General features: G+C 60.3%; 16 protein-coding genes. 8 read left to right on the forward strand and 8 right to left on the reverse strand.

Translation table 11 applies throughout. The annotated features are described in order from the left end of the window. The first annotated feature begins 536 nt into the window (after positions 1-536). Both yihI and hemN read left to right on the forward strand, forming a co-directional pair. Positions 537-1,076: a Der GTPase-activating protein YihI gene (yihI, locus tag RE418_RS06450; protein WP_072008264.1), complete on the forward strand. Its 540-nt coding sequence runs from the start codon at positions 537-539 to the stop codon at positions 1,074-1,076. Between the two features lie 182 nt (positions 1,077-1,258). Next, complete coding sequence (gene hemN, locus RE418_RS06455) at positions 1,259-2,632, forward strand: oxygen-independent coproporphyrinogen III oxidase (RefSeq protein ID WP_049209085.1); 1,374 nt, start codon at positions 1,259-1,261, stop codon at positions 2,630-2,632. 34 nt (positions 2,633-2,666) lie between these two features. On the opposite strand, the gene RE418_RS06460 is transcribed toward hemN, so the two are convergent. The 4 genes from RE418_RS06460 to glnA form a co-directional block, all read right to left on the reverse strand. Then, positions 2,667-2,789 carry a YshB family small membrane protein gene (locus RE418_RS06460; protein ID WP_015379453.1) on the reverse strand — a complete coding sequence of 41 codons (123 nt, stop codon included), beginning with the start codon at positions 2,787-2,789 and terminating at the stop codon, positions 2,667-2,669. 113 nt (positions 2,790-2,902) lie between these two features. Further along, positions 2,903-4,315 (reverse strand): nitrogen regulation protein NR(I), encoded by a 1,413-nt coding sequence (gene glnG, locus RE418_RS06465; protein ID WP_025304716.1) that lies wholly within the window; start codon positions 4,313-4,315, stop codon positions 2,903-2,905. Between the two features lie 8 nt (positions 4,316-4,323). Next, positions 4,324-5,373 carry a nitrogen regulation protein NR(II) gene (gene glnL, locus RE418_RS06470; protein ID WP_004931246.1) on the reverse strand — a complete coding sequence of 350 codons (1,050 nt, stop codon included), beginning with the start codon at positions 5,371-5,373 and terminating at the stop codon, positions 4,324-4,326. Between the two features lie 193 nt (positions 5,374-5,566). After that, positions 5,567-6,976 carry a glutamate--ammonia ligase gene (gene glnA, locus RE418_RS06475; RefSeq protein ID WP_033645173.1) on the reverse strand — a complete coding sequence of 470 codons (1,410 nt, stop codon included), beginning with the start codon at positions 6,974-6,976 and terminating at the stop codon, positions 5,567-5,569. 370 nt (positions 6,977-7,346) lie between these two features. On the opposite strand from glnA, the gene typA reads away from it, so the two are divergent. From typA to fabY, 5 genes are all read left to right on the forward strand, one after another. Continuing rightward, positions 7,347-9,170, forward strand: coding sequence for a ribosome-dependent GTPase TypA (gene typA, locus RE418_RS06480; RefSeq protein WP_004931243.1), 1,824 nt, complete (start codon positions 7,347-7,349; stop codon positions 9,168-9,170). A gap of 165 nt (positions 9,171-9,335) precedes the next feature. After that, positions 9,336-9,926 carry a glucose-1-phosphatase gene (gene yihX / locus RE418_RS06485; protein ID WP_025304714.1) on the forward strand — a complete coding sequence of 197 codons (591 nt, stop codon included), beginning with the start codon at positions 9,336-9,338 and terminating at the stop codon, positions 9,924-9,926. A 51-nt stretch (positions 9,927-9,977) separates the two neighbouring features. Then, entirely contained in the window at positions 9,978-10,871 is an 894-nt protein-coding gene (locus tag RE418_RS06490; RefSeq protein ID WP_025304713.1) for a virulence factor BrkB family protein, read from the forward strand. Then, a complete protein-coding gene (gene dtd, locus RE418_RS06495) occupies positions 10,868-11,305 on the forward strand; it encodes a D-aminoacyl-tRNA deacylase (protein WP_025304712.1) in 438 nt (145 codons plus the stop codon). The genes RE418_RS06490 and dtd overlap by 4 nt, the downstream gene beginning before the upstream one ends. A 21-nt stretch (positions 11,306-11,326) precedes the next feature. Next, a complete protein-coding gene (gene fabY / locus RE418_RS06500) occupies positions 11,327-12,274 on the forward strand; it encodes a fatty acid biosynthesis protein FabY (protein ID WP_025304711.1) in 948 nt (315 codons plus the stop codon). Positions 12,275-12,312: 38 nt separating this feature from the next. Here fabY and RE418_RS06505 read toward each other — a convergent pair whose 3' ends face one another. Continuing rightward, positions 12,313-13,974: an AsmA family protein gene (locus tag RE418_RS06505; RefSeq protein WP_060435245.1), complete on the reverse strand. Its 1,662-nt coding sequence runs from the start codon at positions 13,972-13,974 to the stop codon at positions 12,313-12,315. 128 nt (positions 13,975-14,102) lie between these two features. Continuing rightward, a complete protein-coding gene (locus RE418_RS06510) occupies positions 14,103-15,503 on the reverse strand; it encodes an NCS2 family protein (RefSeq protein WP_025304709.1) in 1,401 nt (466 codons plus the stop codon). Between the two features lie 240 nt (positions 15,504-15,743). On the opposite strand from RE418_RS06510, the gene gltS reads away from it, so the two are divergent. Continuing rightward, the gene (gene gltS, locus RE418_RS06515; RefSeq protein ID WP_025304708.1) at positions 15,744-16,955 is read left to right on the forward strand and encodes a sodium/glutamate symporter; all 1,212 of its coding nucleotides are present in this window, start codon (positions 15,744-15,746) and stop codon (positions 16,953-16,955) included. 42 nt (positions 16,956-16,997) lie between these two features. Here gltS and recG read toward each other — a convergent pair whose 3' ends face one another. Together recG and trmH are read right to left on the reverse strand one after the other, a co-directional pair. Then, a complete protein-coding gene (recG, locus tag RE418_RS06520; protein WP_089181456.1) occupies positions 16,998-19,079 on the reverse strand; it encodes an ATP-dependent DNA helicase RecG in 2,082 nt (693 codons plus the stop codon). After that, positions 19,076-19,771: a tRNA (guanosine(18)-2'-O)-methyltransferase TrmH gene (gene trmH / locus RE418_RS06525; RefSeq protein ID WP_399675973.1), complete on the reverse strand. Its 696-nt coding sequence runs from the start codon at positions 19,769-19,771 to the stop codon at positions 19,076-19,078. Before trmH ends, recG begins: the two co-directional genes overlap by 4 nt. Positions 19,772-19,773 lie beyond the last annotated feature (2 nt).

Raw genomic sequence — 19,773 nt, forward strand, 5'->3', positions numbered from 1 at the left:
AAAAACAAAGCGTTGTTTTTTCGTTGTAGGGAAATGTCGTTCAAATTGGCGTCAGGTGCCTTGAGCCTTCGCAACAATAACGTAAAGTAGTCGTTAACGCAGGGTTGCGCAGGATTAGGGAACATCCGGGAAGGATGACAAATCTCAGGGAATGCACAGGGTGTGCAATGAGTGCCAGGATGAACGCAAAAGGAAGTGACCCTTTCGCACCGGAACAGGCGGCAGGCACATCGGATGGTGAAGTATCGGCAGTTTGGATGCCCGCAGGAAGCGCGCTCGGGAAGAGCGGATGCGAATGGATTGCGCCATGGACGATTTTCCTTTCAGGATGAAGGACGTAGTGGCAGGGAATGCGGTTATAGCAGAAGGAAAAACCGGGATGTTGCATGTACGCAAGGAGCGCGTAACAGGAATACCCTTCGCAAGAAGGTGCGAAATAGGCGGCAGGTTTAACCTGCCGCCTTTTTTCTTTGTCCGCTTTCTGCTAGATTCCGCCGCAATTCTATACTGAATCTACATACCTAAGAGCACACGCTATGAACCAGCCATCAAAAGCACCTCGCGGCAGCGCGGCGAAGTCAAAAACGAAAAAGAAAAGCCGTATGGAGCTCGATCAGGAAGCGCGTGAGCGCAAACGCTTGAAAAAGCGCCGCGGCCTCGCTTCCGGTTCGCGCACCCAGGTCGAGTCCGGCAGCCAGAAGAACAAATCGGCGGCAGAAGCCAAAGATCCACGTATCGGCAGTAAAGTGCCGGTTGCGCTGGTGGTCGACGAAACCAAAGTGAAGGCCAAACCGCAGCCGAAGCCGAAGGCCGAAGCGAAACCACGCCTGTCGCCGGAAGAAGAGTTGGCGAAGCTGGAAAATGACGAGCGCCTGAACGCGCTGCTGGATCGCATCGACGACGGCGAAACGCTGAACGCGGAAGAGCAGACCTATGTCGACAAAACGCTGGATCGCATCGATGTGCTGATGGACGTGTTGGGTATCGAACTGGGTGAAGACGACGACGAAGAAGAAGAGAAGCAGGAAGATATTCTGAAGCTGCTGAAAGGCGGCAATCCGAAAGACGCTTTTTAACGCGCCATGTGGCTAATCCCGACAATAGCCCTACTCTTGATGTGTTATCTGCTGTGGTTATTCGGTAAACTATGGCGGCTGTCTAAGCGCAAAGCGCGTTTTCGCAGTGCTTCCGTGGCCAGACAGCGCAGACAACCGCCTCTCTCCCGGCCCGGTAGAAAAAGATATCGGAAGGAGTGAGCATGTCAGAGCAGACGATTGTCTGGGATTTGGCCCTGATCCAAAAATATAACTACTCAGGGCCGCGTTATACCTCATACCCCACGGCGCTGGAGTTTAACCAGTGCTACGACGAAGCGGCGTTTCAACGCGCCGCTGCGCGCTATCCTGAGCGACCGCTGTCGCTGTACGTGCATATCCCCTTCTGCCATAAGCTGTGCTACTTCTGCGGCTGCAACAAGCTGGTGACGCGCCAGACGCACAAGGCCGACGAATACCTGAACGTTTTGGCGCAAGAGATCGCCAGCCGTGCGCCGCTGTTCGCCGGCCGTAAAGTCGGCCAGATGCACTGGGGCGGCGGTACGCCGACCTACCTGGATAAAGCGCAAATCAGCCGGCTGGTGGCGTTGCTGCGCGAACACTTTGATTTCCTGCCCGATGCGGAGATGTCGATCGAGGTCGATCCGCGCGAGATAGAGCTGGATGTGCTCGATCATTTACGTGCAGAAGGCTTTAACCGTCTGAGCATGGGGGTGCAGGATTTCAACAAGCAGGTGCAGCAGCTGGTCAATCGCGAGCAGGACGAAGCCTTTATTTTCGCCCTGATTGAGCGGGCCAAAGCGCTGGGCTTCCGCTCGACCAATATCGATCTGATCTACGGCCTGCCGAAACAGACGCCGGAAAGCTTCGCTTTCACGCTGCAGCGGGTGGCTGAACTGAATCCCGATCGCCTCAGCGTGTTCAACTACGCGCATATGCCGAACTTGTTCGCCGCCCAGCGCAAAATCAAAGACGCCGATCTGCCGGGCGCGCAGCAGAAGCTGGATATCCTCCAGCAGAGCATCGCGTTCCTGACCGACGCCGGCTATCAGTTCATCGGCATGGATCACTTTGCCCGCCCGGACGACGAGCTGGCGATCGCGCAGCGCGAAGGCAAGCTGCACCGCAATTTCCAGGGTTACACTACTCAGGGCGACAGCGATCTGCTGGGGCTGGGCGTGTCGGCCATCAGCATGCTCGGCGACAGCTATGCGCAGAACCAGAAAGAGCTGAAGCGTTACTATGACAGCGTGCAGGCGCAGGGCAACGCGCTGTGGCGCGGGCTGGCGCTGACGGACGACGATTGCCTGCGGCGCGATCTGATCAAAACGCTGATCTGTAACTTCCGATTGGCGTATCAGCCGCTTGAACGACAATACGGCATCGATTTCACCGCTTACTTCGCCGAAGACCTGCAGCTGCTGGCGCCGTTTGAACGCGATGGGCTGGTGGAGCGCGACGAGCAAGGCATTCGCGTCACGCCGCGCGGGCGCTTGCTGATCCGCAATATCTGCATGTGCTTCGACCGCTATCTGCGTCAACAGGCGCGCAGCCAGCAGTTCTCTCGGGTGATCTGAGGATGAAAAAACAGCCGCTGATGCGGCTGTTTTTTTAACTGAAGAAGTTAATCAGCGCGGCGCACAACACCGCGGCGACCGCCGCCTGCGGGGTGTGGCTGGCGGCGGAGCCCAGCTCCGCGCCCTGAGAAATGAACACGATGAATGAGTCCAGCATCGTCAACCTCCAGAGTGTGCGACACGATCATACTGCGCCCGCTCCGGCTGTAAAGCCTGAGGTTGGCGTTTTTTTGTGCGCCGGACTGCGTTTTTCATCATCCACCCACGCTCCTATTCCATGCCCAGCTCTTTGAGCTTGCGGGTCAGGGTATTGCGCCCCCAGCCCAGCAGGCGCGCGGCTTCCTGTTTGTGCCCCTGGGTGTGGCGCAGGGCGGTGGTGAGCAGCGTACGCTCCATCTCCGGCTGCGCTTCCGACAGCAGGTTTTGATGACCGGAACGCAGCGCGCGATCGGCCCACTGCGCCAGCAACGTGGCCCAGCTGTCCGGCAGGCTGTGGCTGGGGCTCTCCGGCGCGGCGGTTTCGAACAGTTCGCTCGGCAGATCCTGAATCAGCACCTCTTGCCCGGCGGCCATCACCGTCAGCCAGCGGCAGGTATTCTCCAGCTGGCGCACGTTGCCCGGCCAGGGCAGGCGGGTCAGCGCGGTTTCGGTTTCCGGATGCAGGTTCTTGGCCTCGACGCCTAACTCTTTGGCGGCGATCTGCAGGAAGTGGCGCGCCAGCCGCGGGATGTCTTCCCGGCGCTCGCGCAGCGGCGGCAGGTGTACGCGGATCACGTTCAGGCGATGGAACAGGTCTTCGCGGAACTTGCCTTCCTGTACCCGCAGCTCCAGGTTTTGGTGCGTGGCGGCGATAATGCGCACGTCGACCTTCACCGGCGCATAGCCGCCGACCCGGTAGAACTGGCCGTCCGCCAGCACCCGCAGCAGGCGCGTTTGCACGTCGAGCGGCATATCGCCGATCTCGTCGAGGAACAGCGTGCCGCCGTCGGCCTGTTCAAAGCGTCCCTGACGGATTTGGTTCGCACCGGTGAAGGCGCCTTTCTCGTGGCCAAACAGCTCCGACTCGATCAGGTCTTTGGGGATGGCTGCCATGTTCAGGGCGATGAACGGCGACTTGGCGCGCGGGCTGTGGCGGTGCAGCGCATGCGCCACCAGCTCTTTGCCGGTGCCGGATTCGCCGTTGATCAGCACGCTGATCGACGAACGCGAGAGCCGGCCGATGATGCGAAATACGTCCTGCATCGCCGGCGCTTCGCCGATGATGTCCGCCGCCGGATCGCTGGCCGGCTGGCTGCGCACCGGCTGCTGCTGCTCCTGATAATGGCTGATGGCGCGCTCGACCAGCGCCACTGCTTCGTCGATGTCGAACGGCTTCGGCAGGTAGTCGAAAGCCCCTTGCTGATAGGCGCTGACGGCGGCGTCCAAATCCGAATGCGCGGTCATGATGATCACCGGCAGCATTGGATGGCGCTGTTTGATCTGTTTGAGCAGCGCCAGACCGTCTATACCCGGCATGCGGATATCGGATAGCAGCACGTCGGGGGTTTGCGTGGCCAAGGCTTCCAGCACGTCATTGCCGCCTTCGAAGGTGGCGCAGCTCAGGCCCGCGCCGGTGAGCGCGCGCTCAAGCACCCAGCGGATGGAGCTATCGTCATCGACGATCCAGACTATCCCTCGTTGCATAGCAAACCTCACTGACGAATGGGCAGGTAGACCGAGAATTCGGTATGACCTGGCCAACTGTTGAATTCAATTTTTCCGCAATGCTGATCGATCAGATTGCGGGCGATGGATAATCCCAGGCCGGTACCGCCTTCACGGCCGCTGACCATCGGGTAGAACAGCGTGTCCTGCAGCTGCGCCGGCACGCCGGGGCCGTCGTCTTCGACGTCGATACGTGCCGCCAGGCGGTAGCGGGTACCGTGCAACGTAATCTGAAACGCGGTGCGGGTGCGCAGCGTGATGGTGCCGCCCGCCTCGCCCAGCGCCTGCAGCGCATTGCGGGTGATGTTCAGCAGCACCTGTTCTATCTGATCCGGGTCATGAGCCATTTCCGGCAGACTCGGATCGTAGTCGCGCACCAGCGTGACGTTATCCGGCATTTCCAGGGACACCAGTTGGCAGACGCGCTCCGCGACCTGATGAATGCTCTGGGTAATATGCTGGCCGGGCCGCTGCGGCCCGAGCAGACGATCCACCAGATTACGCAGCCGATCGGCCTGCTCAATGATCACCTTGGTGTATTCGGTCAGCGCCGGATCGGGCAGCGCTTTGGCCAGCAGCTGCGCTGCGCCGCGCAGGCCGCCCAGCGGGTTTTTAATTTCGTGCGCCAAACCGCGCACCAGATCGCGGGCTGCCACCTGTTGGGCATGTTGCAGCTGTTCCTGGCTCAGGCGGCGCTGATTGTCCATCGGCGCCAGCTCGACCAGGATATAGCCTTCCGGCAGCGCCTGAGCGGTCAGGGAAAGGATATGCGCGCGGCCGTCGACCACCAGGGTCACTTCGTTGTCCGTGAAGCCCTGCCCGGCGCGCAGGCTTTCACGCATCAGAGAGACGTTCAGCGAAAAATAACCGAGCAAATCGGGCAGCGGCGTGCCGAACAGCTTGCGGGAGCTTTGCGCCAGCAGCTGCTGTGCCGCCGGGTTGGCGTAGTGAACCGCCAGAGAGTCATCCAACAGCAGGATGCTGTTGATGAGTGAATTGAGGATCTGCCCAGCATCGGGCAGCTTGCCAGTTGCCATACAGCAGACTCCTGCACCTTTTTAGTGCATCTATCCTACTCCATCCGGGATCGGCGCGGTATGGAATAGTTTTGCAGAAAATACGGTGGAGAAAAAAACCCATCCGAAGATGGGCTGAAAGTTTCCACGGCAACAAAAAAGCGATAACAAAAATATGGGCGCCGTCCGCCTGCGCAGACGGCGCGGGTAGGGCTTAGACGCTGTAGTACAGTTCGAACTCAACCGGGTGTGGCGTCATACGAACGCGGTCCATCTCTTCTTTGCGCAGTTCGATGTAGGCATCGATCGCATCGTCGGTGAACACGCCGCCGCGGGTCAGGAACTCGCGGTCTTCGTTCAGTGCGGCCATCGCCTCGTCCAGCGAGCCGGCCACTTTTGGGATCTCGGCTTCTTCTTCCGGCGGCAGGTCGTACAGGTTTTTGTCCATGGCGTCGCCAGGGTGGATCTTGTTGATGATGCCGTCCAGACCGGCCATCAGCAGTGCGGCGAAGCACAGGTATGGGTTAGCCGCCGGATCCGGGAAGCGGGCTTCGATGCGGCGCGCTTTCGGGCTGGCGACCACCGGGATACGGATGGACGCGGAGCGGTTACGGGCGGAGTAGGCCAGCATCACCGGCGCTTCGTAGCCCGGTACCAGACGCTTGTACGAGTTGGTGGTCGGGTTGGCCAGCGCGTTGATCGCCTTGGCGTGCTTGATGATGCCGCCGATGTAGAACAGCGCGGTTTCAGACAGGCCGCCGTATTTGTCGCCGGCGAACAGGTTGGTGCCGTTCTTGGACAGCGACATGTGGCAGTGCATGCCGGAACCGTTGTCGCCGAACATAGGCTTCGGCATGAAGGTCGCGGTTTTACCGAAGGCGTGTGCCACGTTATGCACCACGTATTTGTAGATCTGAATTTCGTCGGCTTTCTTGGTCATGGTGTTGAAGCGGGTTGCCACTTCGTTCTGACCGGCGGTCGCCACTTCGTGGTGGTGCGCTTCAACCACCAGGCCCATCTCTTCCATGGTCAAACACATGGTGGAACGCAGATCCTGCGAAGAGTCGACCGGTGGAACCGGGAAGTAACCGCCTTTCACCGCCGGACGGTGGCCTTTGTTGCCGCCGTCGTATTGGGTGCCGGAGTTCCAGGCGCCTTCGATGTCGTCGATAGCCACGTGGGAACCGCGGATGCTGCTGCCGAAGCGAATGTCGTCGAACAGGAAGAATTCAGGCTCTGGCCCGAACAGGACGGTGTCCGCGATGCCAGAGGAGCGCAGGAAGTCTTCGGCGCGTTTGGAGATGGAGCGCGGGTCGCGATCGTAGCCTTGCATGGTGCCCGGCTCGAGAATGTCGCAGCGAATGATCAGCGTTGGTTCTTCGAAGAACGGATCCAGAACCGCCGTGCTGGCATCCGGCATCAGTACCATGTCAGATTCGTTGATGCCCTTCCAACCACCGATAGAGGAGCCGTCAAACATTTTGCCCTCTTCGAAGAAGTCGGCGTTTACCTGATGAGCCGGGATAGTCACGTGCTGTTCCTTACCCTTGGTGTCAGTGAAACGCAGGTCTACGAATTTCACTTCATGCTCATTCAGCATCGTCAAAACGTGTTCAGCGGACATACTTAACTCTCCCGGTTTATCATTGTCGTCGTCGTGGAACGAATCTGTGGAACTGGCTTTTTTTCGCCTTGAAAAGACTAAAGCGAAAAGCGTGCCAACTTTTTAAAAAGGCGTTCATCGCCTTTCTGCGCGGGTTTTACCCAGCCACAGTATGCACCATCAGCGATAAATTGCACCGTCATGGTGCAATTGGGGTGAGCGTGGGCACCGAAATGGTGCAAAAGTGCAACGATTGCGGCTTTTTGCACCGTGAAAGGGATCACAAACTGACCGGTACGCGGTTGTTTATAAGAGATGGTTGTGATCTTGTTTAGTCCCTCGCTTAATACGTGTACAATAGCGCGCTATTTCTAATGCCCGAGGCAAAGCTGTGATCGAAAATTTGCGTAACATCGCCATTATTGCCCACGTTGACCATGGTAAAACCACCCTGGTTGACAAGCTGCTGCAACAATCCGGTACTTTCGGAGAGCGTGCGGAAGCCACCGAACGCGTAATGGACTCCAACGATTTGGAGAAAGAGCGTGGGATTACCATCCTCGCAAAAAACACCGCCATTAATTGGAATGGTTACCGTATCAACATCGTGGATACCCCAGGACACGCCGACTTCGGCGGTGAGGTAGAGCGCGTGATGTCGATGGTTGACTCGGTGCTGCTGGTTGTGGATGCAATGGATGGCCCTATGCCGCAAACCCGCTTCGTGACCAAGAAGGCCTTCGCCAACGGTCTGAAGCCGATCGTGGTCATCAACAAGGTTGACCGCCCTGGCGCGCGCCCTGACTGGGTTGTGGATCAGGTGTTCGACCTGTTCGTGAACCTCGACGCGACCGACGAGCAGCTCGACTTCCCGATCATCTACGCTTCTGCGCTGAACGGCATCGCCGGCGTCGATCACACCGACATGGCGGAAGACATGACCCCGCTGTATCAGGCGATCGTCGACCACGTGTCTGCGCCGCAGGTTGAGCTGGAAGCGCCATTCCAGATGCAGATCTCCCAGTTGGACTACAACAACTACCTGGGCGTTATCGGCATCGGCCGCATCAAGCGCGGTAAAGTGAAGCCGAACCAGCAGGTCACCATCATCGACAGCGAAGGTAAAACTCGCAACGGTAAAGTGGGTAAAGTGCTGGGTCACCTGGGTCTGGAGCGTATCGACAGCACCCTGGCGGAAGCGGGCGATATCATCGCCATCACCGGCCTGGGCGAGCTGAACATCTCCGACACCATCTGCGACACCAATGCCGTAGAAGCGCTGCCGGCGCTGTCCGTCGACGAACCGACTGTCACCATGTTCTTCAACGTCAACACCTCGCCGTTCTGCGGTAAAGAAGGTAAGTACGTGACGTCGCGTCAGATCCTTGACCGTCTGAACAAAGAGCTGGTGCACAACGTGGCGCTGCGCGTTGAAGAAACCGACGATGCGGACGCCTTCCGCGTCTCCGGCCGTGGTGAACTGCACCTGTCGGTGCTGATCGAAAACATGCGCCGTGAAGGTTTCGAGCTGGCGGTTTCCCGTCCGAAAGTTATCTTCCGCGAAATCGATGGCCGCAAGCAGGAGCCATTCGAGAACGTGACGCTGGATATCGAAGAGCAGCATCAGGGTTCCGTGATGCAGGCGATGGGCGAGCGTAAAGCTGACCTGAAAAACATGGATCCGGACGGTAAGGGCCGCGTGCGTCTCGACTACGTGATCCCAAGCCGCGGTCTGATCGGCTTCCGTAACGAATTCATGACCATGACTTCGGGTACCGGTCTGCTGTACTCCACCTTCAGCCACTACGACGACGTGCGTCCGGGCGAAGTGGGCCAGCGTCAGAACGGCGTGCTGATCTCCAACGGCCAGGGCAAAGCGGTCGCGTTCGCGCTGTTCGGCCTGCAGGATCGTGGCAAGCTGTTCCTGGGCCACGGTGCGGAAGTGTATGAAGGCCAGATCATCGGTATTCACTCACGTTCCAACGACCTGACCGTAAACTGCCTGACCGGTAAGAAGCTGACCAACATGCGTGCTTCCGGTACTGACGAAGCGACTACCCTGGTTCCGGCGATCAAAATGACCCTGGAACAAGCTCTGGAGTTCATCGATGACGACGAACTGGTAGAAGTGACGCCGACCTCGATCCGTATCCGTAAGCGTCACCTGACGGAAAACGATCGTAAGCGTGCCAGCCGCGGTCCTAAAGACGCTTAATCGCTGATTGAGTGTCTCATGCTTAGGGCGCGGTTCTCGCGCCCTGAGTTTTTTCCTCTGTTGTTCCCCGTTTGTGCGGCGCGCTATGCGCTTTTCCGTTCGCTCCCTGTTCAGCTGTTCCTTTTCCCGCTACAGTGAAATCTCACCGGCCCATAGGAGAGGACTATGCTGTATATCTTTGATTTAGGTAATGTGATCGTCGATATCGATTTCAAGCGTGTGCTGGGCGTGTGGAGCAATTTGAGCGGCACGCCGTTGGCGGTGCTGTCCGATCGTTTCACCATGGGTGAGGTGTTCCAGCAGCATGAGCGCGGTGAAATCAGCGATGAAGACTTCGCCGGCAAACTGTGCGATGAAATGGGCATCGCGCTCAGCTTTGAGCAGTTCGCCACCGGTTGGCAGGCGGTATTCGTCGCGCTGCGCCCGGAGGTGATCGACATCATGCAGCGCCTGCGCAACGAAGGTCACCGGGTGGTGGTGCTGTCGAACACCAACCGTCTGCACTGCAACTACTGGCCGCAGCATTACCCTGAAGTGGCTGCCGCCGCCGATCATCTCTATTTGTCGCAAGATCTCGGCATGCGCAAACCGGAAGCCAACATCTACCAGCATGTGCTGGCCGCGGAAAACACCGCTGCCGCCGACGCGGTGTTCTTTGACGATCACCCGGCGAACGTCCTCGCCGCGCAGGCGCTGGGGATCAAGACGGTGCACGTCACCGATCGCGACGTGGTGCCGGCCTATTTTGCTCAATGAGCACAGGGCGCGTTAAGCTTAAGGCGTATCAACGGACATCAAGGAGTGACCATGTCGTTTTTCCGCCGCAAGAAGCTGCCCTCTGCGATTAAGCCAAGCGTCACCTTCGGACGGCTGCTGTACCAACGCATCGACCACGATGGCCTGACGATGTTGGCGGGCCATCTCGCCTACGTTTCCCTGCTGTCGCTGGTGCCGCTGGTCACCGTGGTGTTCGCCCTGTTCGCCGCTTTCCCGATGTTTTCCGACATCAGCGAACAGCTGAAGAGCTTTATCTTTTCCAATTTCGTGCCGGCCGCCGGCAATGTGATCCAGAACTACCTGGAACAGTTCGTCGCCAATTCCAACAAGATGACCGCCGTCGGCACCTGCGGGCTGATCGTTACCGCGCTGCTGTTGATTTCCTCGGTGGACAGCGTGCTGAACACTATCTGGCGCAGCAAGAACAAGCGGCCGATCGTCTTCTCCTTTGCCGTGTACTGGATGGTGCTGACGCTGGGGCCGCTGCTGGTGGGCGCCAGCATGGCCATCAGTTCTTACCTGCTGTCGCTCAACTGGTTGGCGCAGACCGGCGTCAATGGCCTGGTGGATCAGGTGCTGCGCATCTTCCCGCTGATTTTGTCGTGCATCTCCTTCTGGCTGCTGTATTGCATCGTGCCGACGGTGCGCGTGCCGCCCAAAGATGCACTGATTGGCGCGGTGGTGGCCGGATTGCTGTTCGAACTGGGCAAGAAGGGATTCGCGCTGTACGTCACCATGTTCCCCTCCTATCAGCTGATTTACGGCGTGCTGGCGGTGATCCCGATTTTATTCCTGTGGGTCTACTGGAGCTGGTGTATCGTGTTACTCGGTGCGGAAATCACCGTGACCATCGGCGAATACCGCGACTACCGTCGGCAGAAGGCGGAGCAACAGGAACAAAAACCAGAAGGGCAGCAGGAATGATTGCGTTGATTCAACGGGTGTTAAACGCCAGCGTCACGGTGGGTGGCGAGACAGTAGGCAAGATTGGCCCCGGTTTGTTAGTGTTATTGGGCGTGGAGCAGGGCGATAACGAGCAAAAAGCGCAGCGCCTGTGCGAACGCGTGTTGGGATACCGCATTTTCGGCGACGAAAACGACAAGATGAATCTCAACGTCCAGCAGGCCGGGGGCAGCGTGCTGGTCGTTTCGCAGTTCACCCTGGCGGCGGACACCCAGAAGGGCATGCGGCCCAGCTTTTCGCGCGGCGCCGCGCCGCAGGAAGCCGATCGGTTGTATCAATATTTTGTAGGCCAATGCCGTGAACGCGGCGTAGAGACCCAGACCGGCGAGTTCGCCGCCGACATGCAGGTGGCGCTGGTCAACGATGGTCCGGTGACATTCTGGCTACAGGTCTAAGCATTCGGAGAATAGGCGTCTATGTATCACCTACGAGTACCCGTAACAGAGCAAGAACTGAAGGAGTATTACCAGTTTCGCTGGGAAATGCTGCGCAAGCCGCTGCACCAGCCGGTGGGTTCGGAAAAGGATGCCTATGACGCCATGGCCCATCACCAAATGGTGGTGGACGAGGCCGGTAAAATTGTCGCCATCGGGCGGCTGTATATCAATGCTGACAACGAGGCGGCGATCCGTTTTCTAGCGGTAGACCCGACGTTGCAGGATAAAGGGTTGGGAACGCTGGTGGCGATAACGCTGGAGTCCGTCGCGCGGCAGGAAGGCGTGAAGCGGGTGGTGTGCAGCGCCCGTGAAGACGCGGTGGATTTCTTCGCCAAGCTGGGCTTCGTCAATCAGGGCGAGATCACCGCGCCGCAGACCACCCCGATCCGTCACTTTTTAATGATCAAACCGGTGGCGACGCTGGACGATATCCTGCATCGCCCTGATTGGTGCGGCCAATTGCAGCAGGCCTGGTATGAACACATTCCGCTGAGCGAAAAGATGGGCGTGCGCATCAGCCAATACACCGGCCAGCGCTTCGTCACCACCATGCCGGAGATCGGCAACCAGAATCCGCACCACACGCTGTTCGCCGGCAGCCTGTTCTCGCTGGCGACGCTGACCGCCTGGGGGCTGATTTGGCTGCTGCTGCGCGAGCGCCATCTCGGCGGCACCATCATTCTGGCGGACGCGCACATTCGCTACAGCAAACCGATTACCGGCAGGCCGCGTGCGGTGGCGGATCTGGGCTCGCTGAGCGGCGATTTGGCGCGTCTGGCGCGCGGCCGCCGCGCGCGCGTGCACGCCGAAGTGCATCTGTTCGGCGACGAGGATAAGGGCGCGGTATTCGAAGGCACCTACATGGTGTTGCCGGCTGAGCCGGATGTGCCGCTGGATCAGGGTGGCTCTGAAGCGCTGGAAGAGTAGGGTGGCGGCCCTGCCCTGAGGGCGGGCCGCGCAGTGCATTACGGCAGTTGTTGGTTCACCGCTTGGCCGTCGCCGGCGGTGGCCTGCAGATTGCCTTTCAATGAGGCCTTGAACGGCCCGTCGCTGTTCAGCAGCCCTTTCAACTGCAGCTCAAGGTTGCCGTCGCCCGTCAGCGGCACCGGCTGCCATCCCCATTGCTGCAAGGTATTGATCGGTACCGAACGGCCGTGCAGCATCAGCTGGAACGGCTTGCCCGGCAGCTGATCGACGGTCGCTTTGGCCTCCAGCAACCCATTGGGCATAAAGGCGCTGAGCTCGGTGACGGTGATCTGGTTGGCGTCGGCGTTCAGCGCCAGCGAAGGGCGCCGCACGTCGATTTTGTTGAAGGTGGCCTCGCTGCCGTTCAGGTTTAGCGAACCGGACCAAATGCCCCACTGGTGGTCGCGCGCCAGCAGCAGGTTGCTGCCGTAACCGTCCAGCGCGGTGATCTGGAATGGGAATGCCGGGTTGATATCGATGATCAGATTGCGGTTGGTGGTCAGCTTGGTGACGTACACCTCCGCCAGCCAGCCCGGCAGCGGTTTCAGCCACAGCTCGCGCCAGTCTATCGGCAGGGTGTACTCTAGCGCCGCCATGGCCACTTCATCCAGCTGCAGGCGTTTGCCGGCGCGCAGCCAGTTGCCGGAGGTGCGCAGCAGCCCGCCTTCCCAGCGGGTGGTGAATTGCTGAATGGCGATGCCGGCGGAAGAGAGCCGTAGGGTGGCGATCGGATCGATCAGGTGGAAACCGCCGTTGATCACGTCGCTGGCGTTGAAGTTGAGCGAGCCGTCTTCGCTGCGCCAGTCGCCTTTTTCGACGCTGACGTTTTGCAGCGACAAATCGAGATCGTTAACCGCCCATGCCTTGCCTTCCAGGCGCGCGTCGATGAGATCGAAACGCTTGAGGGTGACCGGCGGCAGAGTGGTAAAGCGCTGCATGAATTCCGCCAGCGTCAACGGGGTCTGCAGGCGCACGCCGCTCAGCCGCAGGCGATCCACCCGCCAGCTGCCGTCGTCGGCGCGGCTGGCCACGCCGGTCAGGTCGCCCTGCGCCAGATCGGCGCCGAAGTTGTTCAACAGCAGTTGGCCCTGCTTTTGCTCCCCCTGCACCAACACCTTCGAGGCGGGGATGCCGTTCAGCGTCATCGAACCGGCGCTGAACTGAAACTGGTTGTTGTCCCCCAGCAGATGGCCGGCCAGCGGGCGCCACGGCGTGATGCCGGCAGTGACCTGCTGCGCGTTGAGCTGCCACTCGTTATCGTTGGACTGCAGCGCCATGTTGCTCAACTGCAGCACGTCGGCCTGTACAGGCAACGCCGCCGCCTGTGGCTGCACGTTCAGCGTGCCGTCGCGCAGCGTGACGCTGTGAAAATAGCGCGGCTCGGTGATTTGGCGCAGGCTGAGGCCGAGATCGACGCGTTTGGCAACCAGCGCCTGCGGCTGGCCGCTGCGCGCCAGCTGCACGTCTTCCAGACCGATCTGGTCCGGTTGGCTCCACGAATGGGTGATTTTTCCTATCGACAGGCGGTATTCGCTGTTGTCGCTGATCCAGGCACTCAGGCGGCCTGCCGCCCAGCGGGTTTGCCCGACCAGGTACAGCACCACCACCGCCAGCACGATCAGCAGCAGCAACGTCAGCAACAGCTTTCCGATAAATTTCATCGTCTACATCCGCATCGGTCAAAAAAGATACCCTGTTTATGCCGCAATTGGCCGGGCATCTCAAGGGCAATGGTCTGATAGACAATAAAAAACGGCCGCAAGCGGCCGTTTGAACGCAAATGGGCGGGTTACTTTTTCTCGTGTTCCTGCGGGAACACCAGGTTCAGCACGATGGCGGTAATGCCGCCGGCGGCGATGCCGGAAGAGAGTAGGGTTTTCAGCCAGTCCGGCGCGAACTGCAGGATCAGCGGCTGCTGGGAGACGCCCATGCCGACGGCCAGCGACAGCGCCATGATCATGATGGCGCGGCGGTTCAGGCGCTCGCGTGACACGATGCGCACGCCGGAGGCGGCGATGGTGCCGAACATCACGATGGTCGCACCGCCCAGTACCGGCTCGGGGATGTGCTGCACGAAGCCGGCTACCGCCGGGAACAGCCCCAGCGCGATCAGCATCAGCGCCACCACAAAGCCGACATAGCGGCTGGCGACGCCGGTCAGCTGGATCACGCCGTTGTTCTGGCCGAAGCAGGAGTTGGGGAAGGTATTGAACACCGCCGACAGCATCGAGTTCAGGCCGTTGGCCAGTACGCCCCCTTTTAGACGCTTCATGTACAGCGGCCCGCTGACCGGCTGTTCGGAGACATCAGAGGTGGCGGTGATGTCGCCGATGGTTTCCAGCGAGGTGACCATAAAGATCAGCATCAGCGGCAGCAGCAAGTTCCAGTCGAAGCCCAGGCCGTAATAGAGCGGCGTGGGAATAGTGATCGCCGCCGTGGGTGCCGCCGGAGCGTCGGCGGGCAGCATGTCCATCGCCCAGGCCAACAGATAGCCGACCGCCATGGCGATCACCAATGAAGCGACGCGCAGGTAAGGGTTGCGCTGGCGGTTCAGCAGGATGATGACCGCCAGCACCGCGCCGGCCAGCAGCAGGTTTTTCGGTGAGCCGAAGCTGTGATCGTTCATCGCGGCATAACCGCCGCCGATCGAGGTCAAACCGACCTGAATCAGCGACAGGCCAATGATCATCACCACGATGCCGGAAACCAGCGGGGTGATGATGCGGCGCGCCAGATGCAGCACGCGCGACAGCAAAATTTCGGTGCAAGAAGCGACCATCAGGGTGCCGAACAGCGCGGCCATCATGGTCGGCACGTCGGCGCCGCCGTTTTTCAGCGCCAGACCGCCCATGATCAGCGGCGAAACGAAGTTGAAGCTGGTGCCCTGAATCGACAGTAGCCCGGAACCCACCGGCCCCCAGGTTTTGATTTGCAGAATGGAAGCCAGGCCGGAGGCGAACAGCGACATGCTGATGATGTGCTGGGTATCCTGCGCCGGCAGGCCCAGCGCCTGGCAGATCAGCAGCGCCGGAGTGATCACCGCAACGAACATCGCCAACAGATGCTGGCCGGCGGCAAACAGCGTTTGCGGCAGCGGCGGGCGGTCTTCGAGGCGATAAATCAGTTCGCTGGCGCGGGATTCTGAGGCGGCTTGGCGTGTGGCATCAAGCTCGGAGGATGACATGCTCATGGTGTGGCGTTTCCAGATACGGCAAAGCAGGCATTTTAATGCGCCGCCCCGCAAAAGCAAACGGTTGCGCCTAAATATTATATTGTCAACTTTCCTGTTTATGTCGCATTTTCATTCATTTTTTCTTGTCATCTTAGCGTTTTTTACTTCTAATCCTGCACTCATCAAGTTTAAAAACTCAGTGGTTTTCTATAACTTATTATTTTTATTTGGATCTTTTCCCTTACATGGAGTACCTGGATGTTTCATCTTGATACTTATGGCACGTTAGTCGCCGCGACGCTGGTTTTGCTCCTCGGGGGCAAGTGCGTCAGAAGCATTCCTCTGCTGCGAAAATATACCATTCCTGCCCCCGTCGCCGGCGGTTTGCTGGTGGCCCTTCTGTTGTTAGCCCTGAAAAAGTTCGCCAACTGGGAAATCAGCTTTGACATGTCGCTGAAGGATCCGCTGATGCTGGCCTTTTTCGCCACTATCGGGCTGAATGCCAACCTGGCGCGGTTGCGCGCCGGCGGCAAGGCGCTGATGGTATTCCTGTTCGTGGTGCTGGGGCTGCTGTTGGTGCAGAACGCCATCGGCATCGGCATGGCGAAAATGCTGGGGTTGGATCCGTTGATGGGCCTGATCGCCGGGTCGATCACCCTGTCGGGCGGCCACGGCACCGGGGCGGCCTGGAGCAAGCTGTTCATCGAGCGCTACGGCTTTGAAAACGCGACGGAAGTCGCCATGGCCTGTGCCACCTTCGGCCTGGTGCTGGGCGGCCTGATCGGCGGCCCGGTGGCGCGCTATCTGGTCAAACACTCCTCTACGCCGGAAGGCACGCCGGAAGACAGCGTGCAGCCGAGCGGTTTCGAGAAGCCGGAAAGCGGCCGCCTGATCACCTCGCTGGTGATGATCGAAACCATCGCCATGATCGCCATCTGTCTGAGCCTGGGGCAGCTGATTGCCGGCTTGCTGAACGGTACGGTGTTTGAGCTGCCTAACTTCGTTTGCGTGCTGTTCGTCGGGGTGATCCTCAGCAACACGCTGGCCTTCACCGGTTTCTATACCGTGTTTGAGCGGGCGGTATCGGTGCTGGGTAACGTCAGCCTGTCGCTGTTCCTAGCGATGGCGTTGATGAGCCTGCGCCTGTGGGAGCTGGCTTCGCTGGCGTTACCGATGCTGGCGATCCTGGCGGTGCAGACGCTGGTGATGGCGCTGTACGCGATCTTCGTCACCTACCGGGTGATGGGCAAGAACTACGACGCGGCGGTGCTGGCCGCCGGCCACTGCGGCTTCGGTATGGGCGCCACGCCGACGGCGATCGCCAACATGCAGGCGATCACCGATCGCTTCGGCCCGTCGCATCTGGCGTTTCTGGTGGTGCCGATGGTGGGGGCGTTCTTTATCGATATCGCCAACGCCATCGTCATTAAGCTGTATTTGCTGCTGCCGGTGTTCCCGGCGGTGGGGTGATATCGCGAGTCATGACGAAAAGGGCGCCGCAGGCGCCCTTTTTTATGCGTTGGAGTAGCGCGCCTTCTCTGGCAGCCAGCGTTCAATCAGCGCCAGGGCGTGTTCCGGATAGTGCTGATGGAGATGGCGAGCGACGCGTTGCACTTCGGGGATCATCGCCTGATCGCGCAGCAGGTCCGCCACCTTGAATTCGGCGCTGCCGGTCTGGCGGGTGCCGAGCAGCTCGCCCGGGCCGCGGATCTCCAGATCGCGCTGGGCGATGACAAAGCCGTCGTTGCTGTCGCGCAGCACTTGCAGGCGCGTTTGCGCGGTTTTGCTCAGCGGCGTTTTGTACAGCAACACGCAGTGTGAGGCCACCGCGCCGCGCCCTACGCGGCCGCGCAGCTGGTGCAGCTGCGCCAGGCCCAGCCGTTCCGGGTTTTCGATGATCATCAGGCTGGCGTTGGGCACGTCGACGCCGACCTCGATCACCGTGGTGGCGACCAACAGCTGCAGCTCGCCCTGTTTAAACGCCTGCATCACCGCCTGCTTTTCCTGCGCTTTCATGCGGCCGTGCACCAGCGCCACCTTCAGCTCCGGCAGCGCGGCTTTCAATTCTTCCCAGGTGGCTTCCGCCGCCTGCGCTTCCAGCAGCTCGGACTCTTCGATCAGCGTACATACCCAGTAAGCCTGTCGTCCTTCTTCCAGACAGGCGCTTTTCACCCGTTGAATGATGTCGGCGCGGCGGGTATCGGGAATGGCGACGGTGGTCACCGGCGTGCGGCCTGGCGGCAGCTCGTCGATGACCGAGGTATCGAGATCGGCATAGGCGGTCATCGCCAGCGTGCGCGGGATCGGCGTGGCGGTCATAATCAGCTGATGGGCGTGGAAGCCCTGTTCTTCGCCTTTCTCCCACAGCGCCAGCCGCTGATGCACCCCGAAGCGGTGCTGCTCATCGATAATCACCAGCGCCAGGCCGTTGAACTGCACCTGCTCCTGGAAGATGGCGTGGGTACCGACCACCATCGATACCTGGCCGCTGGCGATGGCTTCCTGCTGCGCGATGCGCGCCTTGCCTTTCTGTTTGCCCGCCAGCCAGCCGACCTGCAGCCCCAGCGGTTCGAACCACTGGCGGAAGTTGTTGGCATGCTGTTCGGCCAGCAGCTCAGTCGGCGCCATCAGCGCCACCTGCTTGCTGTGCGCGATGGCGCGCAGCGCCGCCAGCGCCGCCACCAGCGTTTTGCCGGAACCGACGTCGCCCTGTACCAGCCGCATCATCGGGAAGTCTTTTTGCATGTCGGCTTCGATGTCGGCCACCACGCGCGTTTGCGCGCCGGTCGGCGAGAACGGCAGCTGGGCGAGAAAACGGTTTTTCAGCCGATCGTCCGGCAGCAGCGGTTGCGCCTGATAACTCTGCGCGCCGGCGCGCACCGCCAGCATGCTGAGGTTATGCGCCAGCAGCTCTTCGAGGATCAGGCGTTTTTGCGCCGGGTGTTTGCCCAGTTCCAGATCCGCCAGCTGAATGTCCGGCGGCGGGCGATGCAGGGTGTGCAGCGCCTGCGGCAGGCTCATCAGGCCGCCGCTCAGCTCCGGCGGCAGCAGTTCGGCGATGGCGCAGGTATCCAGCAGCGCCAGCGCCTGGTCGGTCAGCTTGCGCAGCGTGGCCTGCCGCACCCCCTCGGTGGTGGGGTAGACCGGCGTCAGCGACTCCTGCAGCTCGACCTCGCTGGCTTCGCCCTGAATACGGTATTCCGGATGAATGATCTCCGCGCCGTGGTTGCCGCGTTTGATCTCGCCGTAGGCGGTCACGCGGCGGCCGGTGGCTAGGCTGTTCTTCATTGCGGCGTTGAAGTTGAAGAACCGCATGGTGAGGATGCCGGTGCCGTCGCTGATCTGGCAGGTCAGCATGCGGCGGCGGCCGAAGCTGATGTCGCTGCGCAGCACTTCCCCTTCTACCGTGGCGTAGATGCCCGGCAGCAGATCGTTGATCGGGTAGAGGCGGGTGCGGTCTTCGTAGCGCAGCGGCAGGTGCAGCAGCAGATCCTGAATGGTCTCGAGGCCAAGCTTGGCCAGTTTGCCCGCCTGGCTGGCGCCAACCCCGGAAAGCGTGGTGAGTGGGACAGCATCCAGCAGGCGGCCTTTCATTTGCGCACCGTCGCCTGCATGGCCGCCCACCATTCGGCGCTGGCGACCACCTGGCCCTGTTCGTCGATCTGCGGACGCGGCAGCCCCTTGCGTTTGGCCACGTTGGCCAGCACCGGATAGCCGCCTTCGAACAGCAGACGCTGCTGCTCTTCTTCGTCCAGCATGCAGTTGTCGCGGCGGTACAGGCCGGCGTTTTGCCGCTGGCGCTGCGCCTCATACAGGATCAGCGCCGAAGCCACGGAGACGTTGAGCGATTGCACCATGCCGATCATCGGAATGACGATGTCTTGATCGGCGAGCGCCAGCGCTTCTTCGGTGATGCCGGTTTTTTCCTGGCCGAGCAGCACGCAGGTTGGCCGAGTGTAGTCCACTTCGCGGAAATCGACCGCGCGCGCAGACAGGTTGGTGGCCAGAATTTGCATGCCCTGCGCTTTCAGGTGACCGACCGCGTCGCCGATGGTGGGATGGGTTTTAACGCTGACCCAGCTGTTGCTGCCGGCGGCGGAGGAAACCAGGGTGCGCATGCGGGTGGTGGGCCACACGGCGTGGACCTGATGCACGCCGACGGCGTCGGCGGTGCGGATAATGGCGGAGACGTTATGCGGCTTGTGCACTTGCTCCAGGCAGACCGTCAAATCCGGCTGCCGGGTCGCGAGCATTTCACAAATCCGCGCATAGCGTTCAGGACTCATAA

The sequence above is a fragment of the Serratia sp. szju genome, assembly GCF_044594185.1.
Taxonomy (GTDB): Bacteria; Pseudomonadota; Gammaproteobacteria; order Enterobacterales; family Enterobacteriaceae; genus Serratia; species Serratia bockelmannii.

Excerpts from the sequence above, each read along its gene's own strand:
- RE418_RS06460 (WP_015379453.1), bottom strand. The coding sequence starts at position 2,789 with ATGCTGGACTCATTCATCGTGTTCATTTCTCAGGGCGCGGAGCTGGGC.
- glnG (WP_025304716.1), bottom strand. The coding sequence starts at position 4,315 with ATGCAACGAGGGATAGTCTGGATCGTCGATGACGATAGCTCCATCCGC.
- yihI (WP_072008264.1), top strand. The coding sequence starts at position 537 with ATGAACCAGCCATCAAAAGCACCTCGCGGCAGCGCGGCGAAGTCAAAA.
- gltS (WP_025304708.1), top strand. The coding sequence starts at position 15,744 with ATGTTTCATCTTGATACTTATGGCACGTTAGTCGCCGCGACGCTGGTT.
- RE418_RS06510 (WP_025304709.1), bottom strand. The coding sequence starts at position 15,503 with ATGAGCATGTCATCCTCCGAGCTTGATGCCACACGCCAAGCCGCCTCA.
- fabY (WP_025304711.1), top strand. The coding sequence starts at position 11,327 with ATGTATCACCTACGAGTACCCGTAACAGAGCAAGAACTGAAGGAGTAT.
- dtd (WP_025304712.1), top strand. The coding sequence starts at position 10,868 with ATGATTGCGTTGATTCAACGGGTGTTAAACGCCAGCGTCACGGTGGGT.
- glnL (WP_004931246.1), bottom strand. The coding sequence starts at position 5,373 with ATGGCAACTGGCAAGCTGCCCGATGCTGGGCAGATCCTCAATTCACTC.
- RE418_RS06490 (WP_025304713.1), top strand. The coding sequence starts at position 9,978 with ATGTCGTTTTTCCGCCGCAAGAAGCTGCCCTCTGCGATTAAGCCAAGC.
- yihX (WP_025304714.1), top strand. The coding sequence starts at position 9,336 with ATGCTGTATATCTTTGATTTAGGTAATGTGATCGTCGATATCGATTTC.
- trmH (WP_399675973.1), bottom strand. The coding sequence starts at position 19,771 with ATGAGTCCTGAACGCTATGCGCGGATTTGTGAAATGCTCGCGACCCGG.
- hemN (WP_049209085.1), top strand. The coding sequence starts at position 1,259 with ATGTCAGAGCAGACGATTGTCTGGGATTTGGCCCTGATCCAAAAATAT.
- RE418_RS06505 (WP_060435245.1), bottom strand. The coding sequence starts at position 13,974 with ATGAAATTTATCGGAAAGCTGTTGCTGACGTTGCTGCTGCTGATCGTG.
- glnA (WP_033645173.1), bottom strand. The coding sequence starts at position 6,976 with ATGTCCGCTGAACACGTTTTGACGATGCTGAATGAGCATGAAGTGAAA.
- recG (WP_089181456.1), bottom strand. The coding sequence starts at position 19,079 with ATGAAAGGCCGCCTGCTGGATGCTGTCCCACTCACCACGCTTTCCGGG.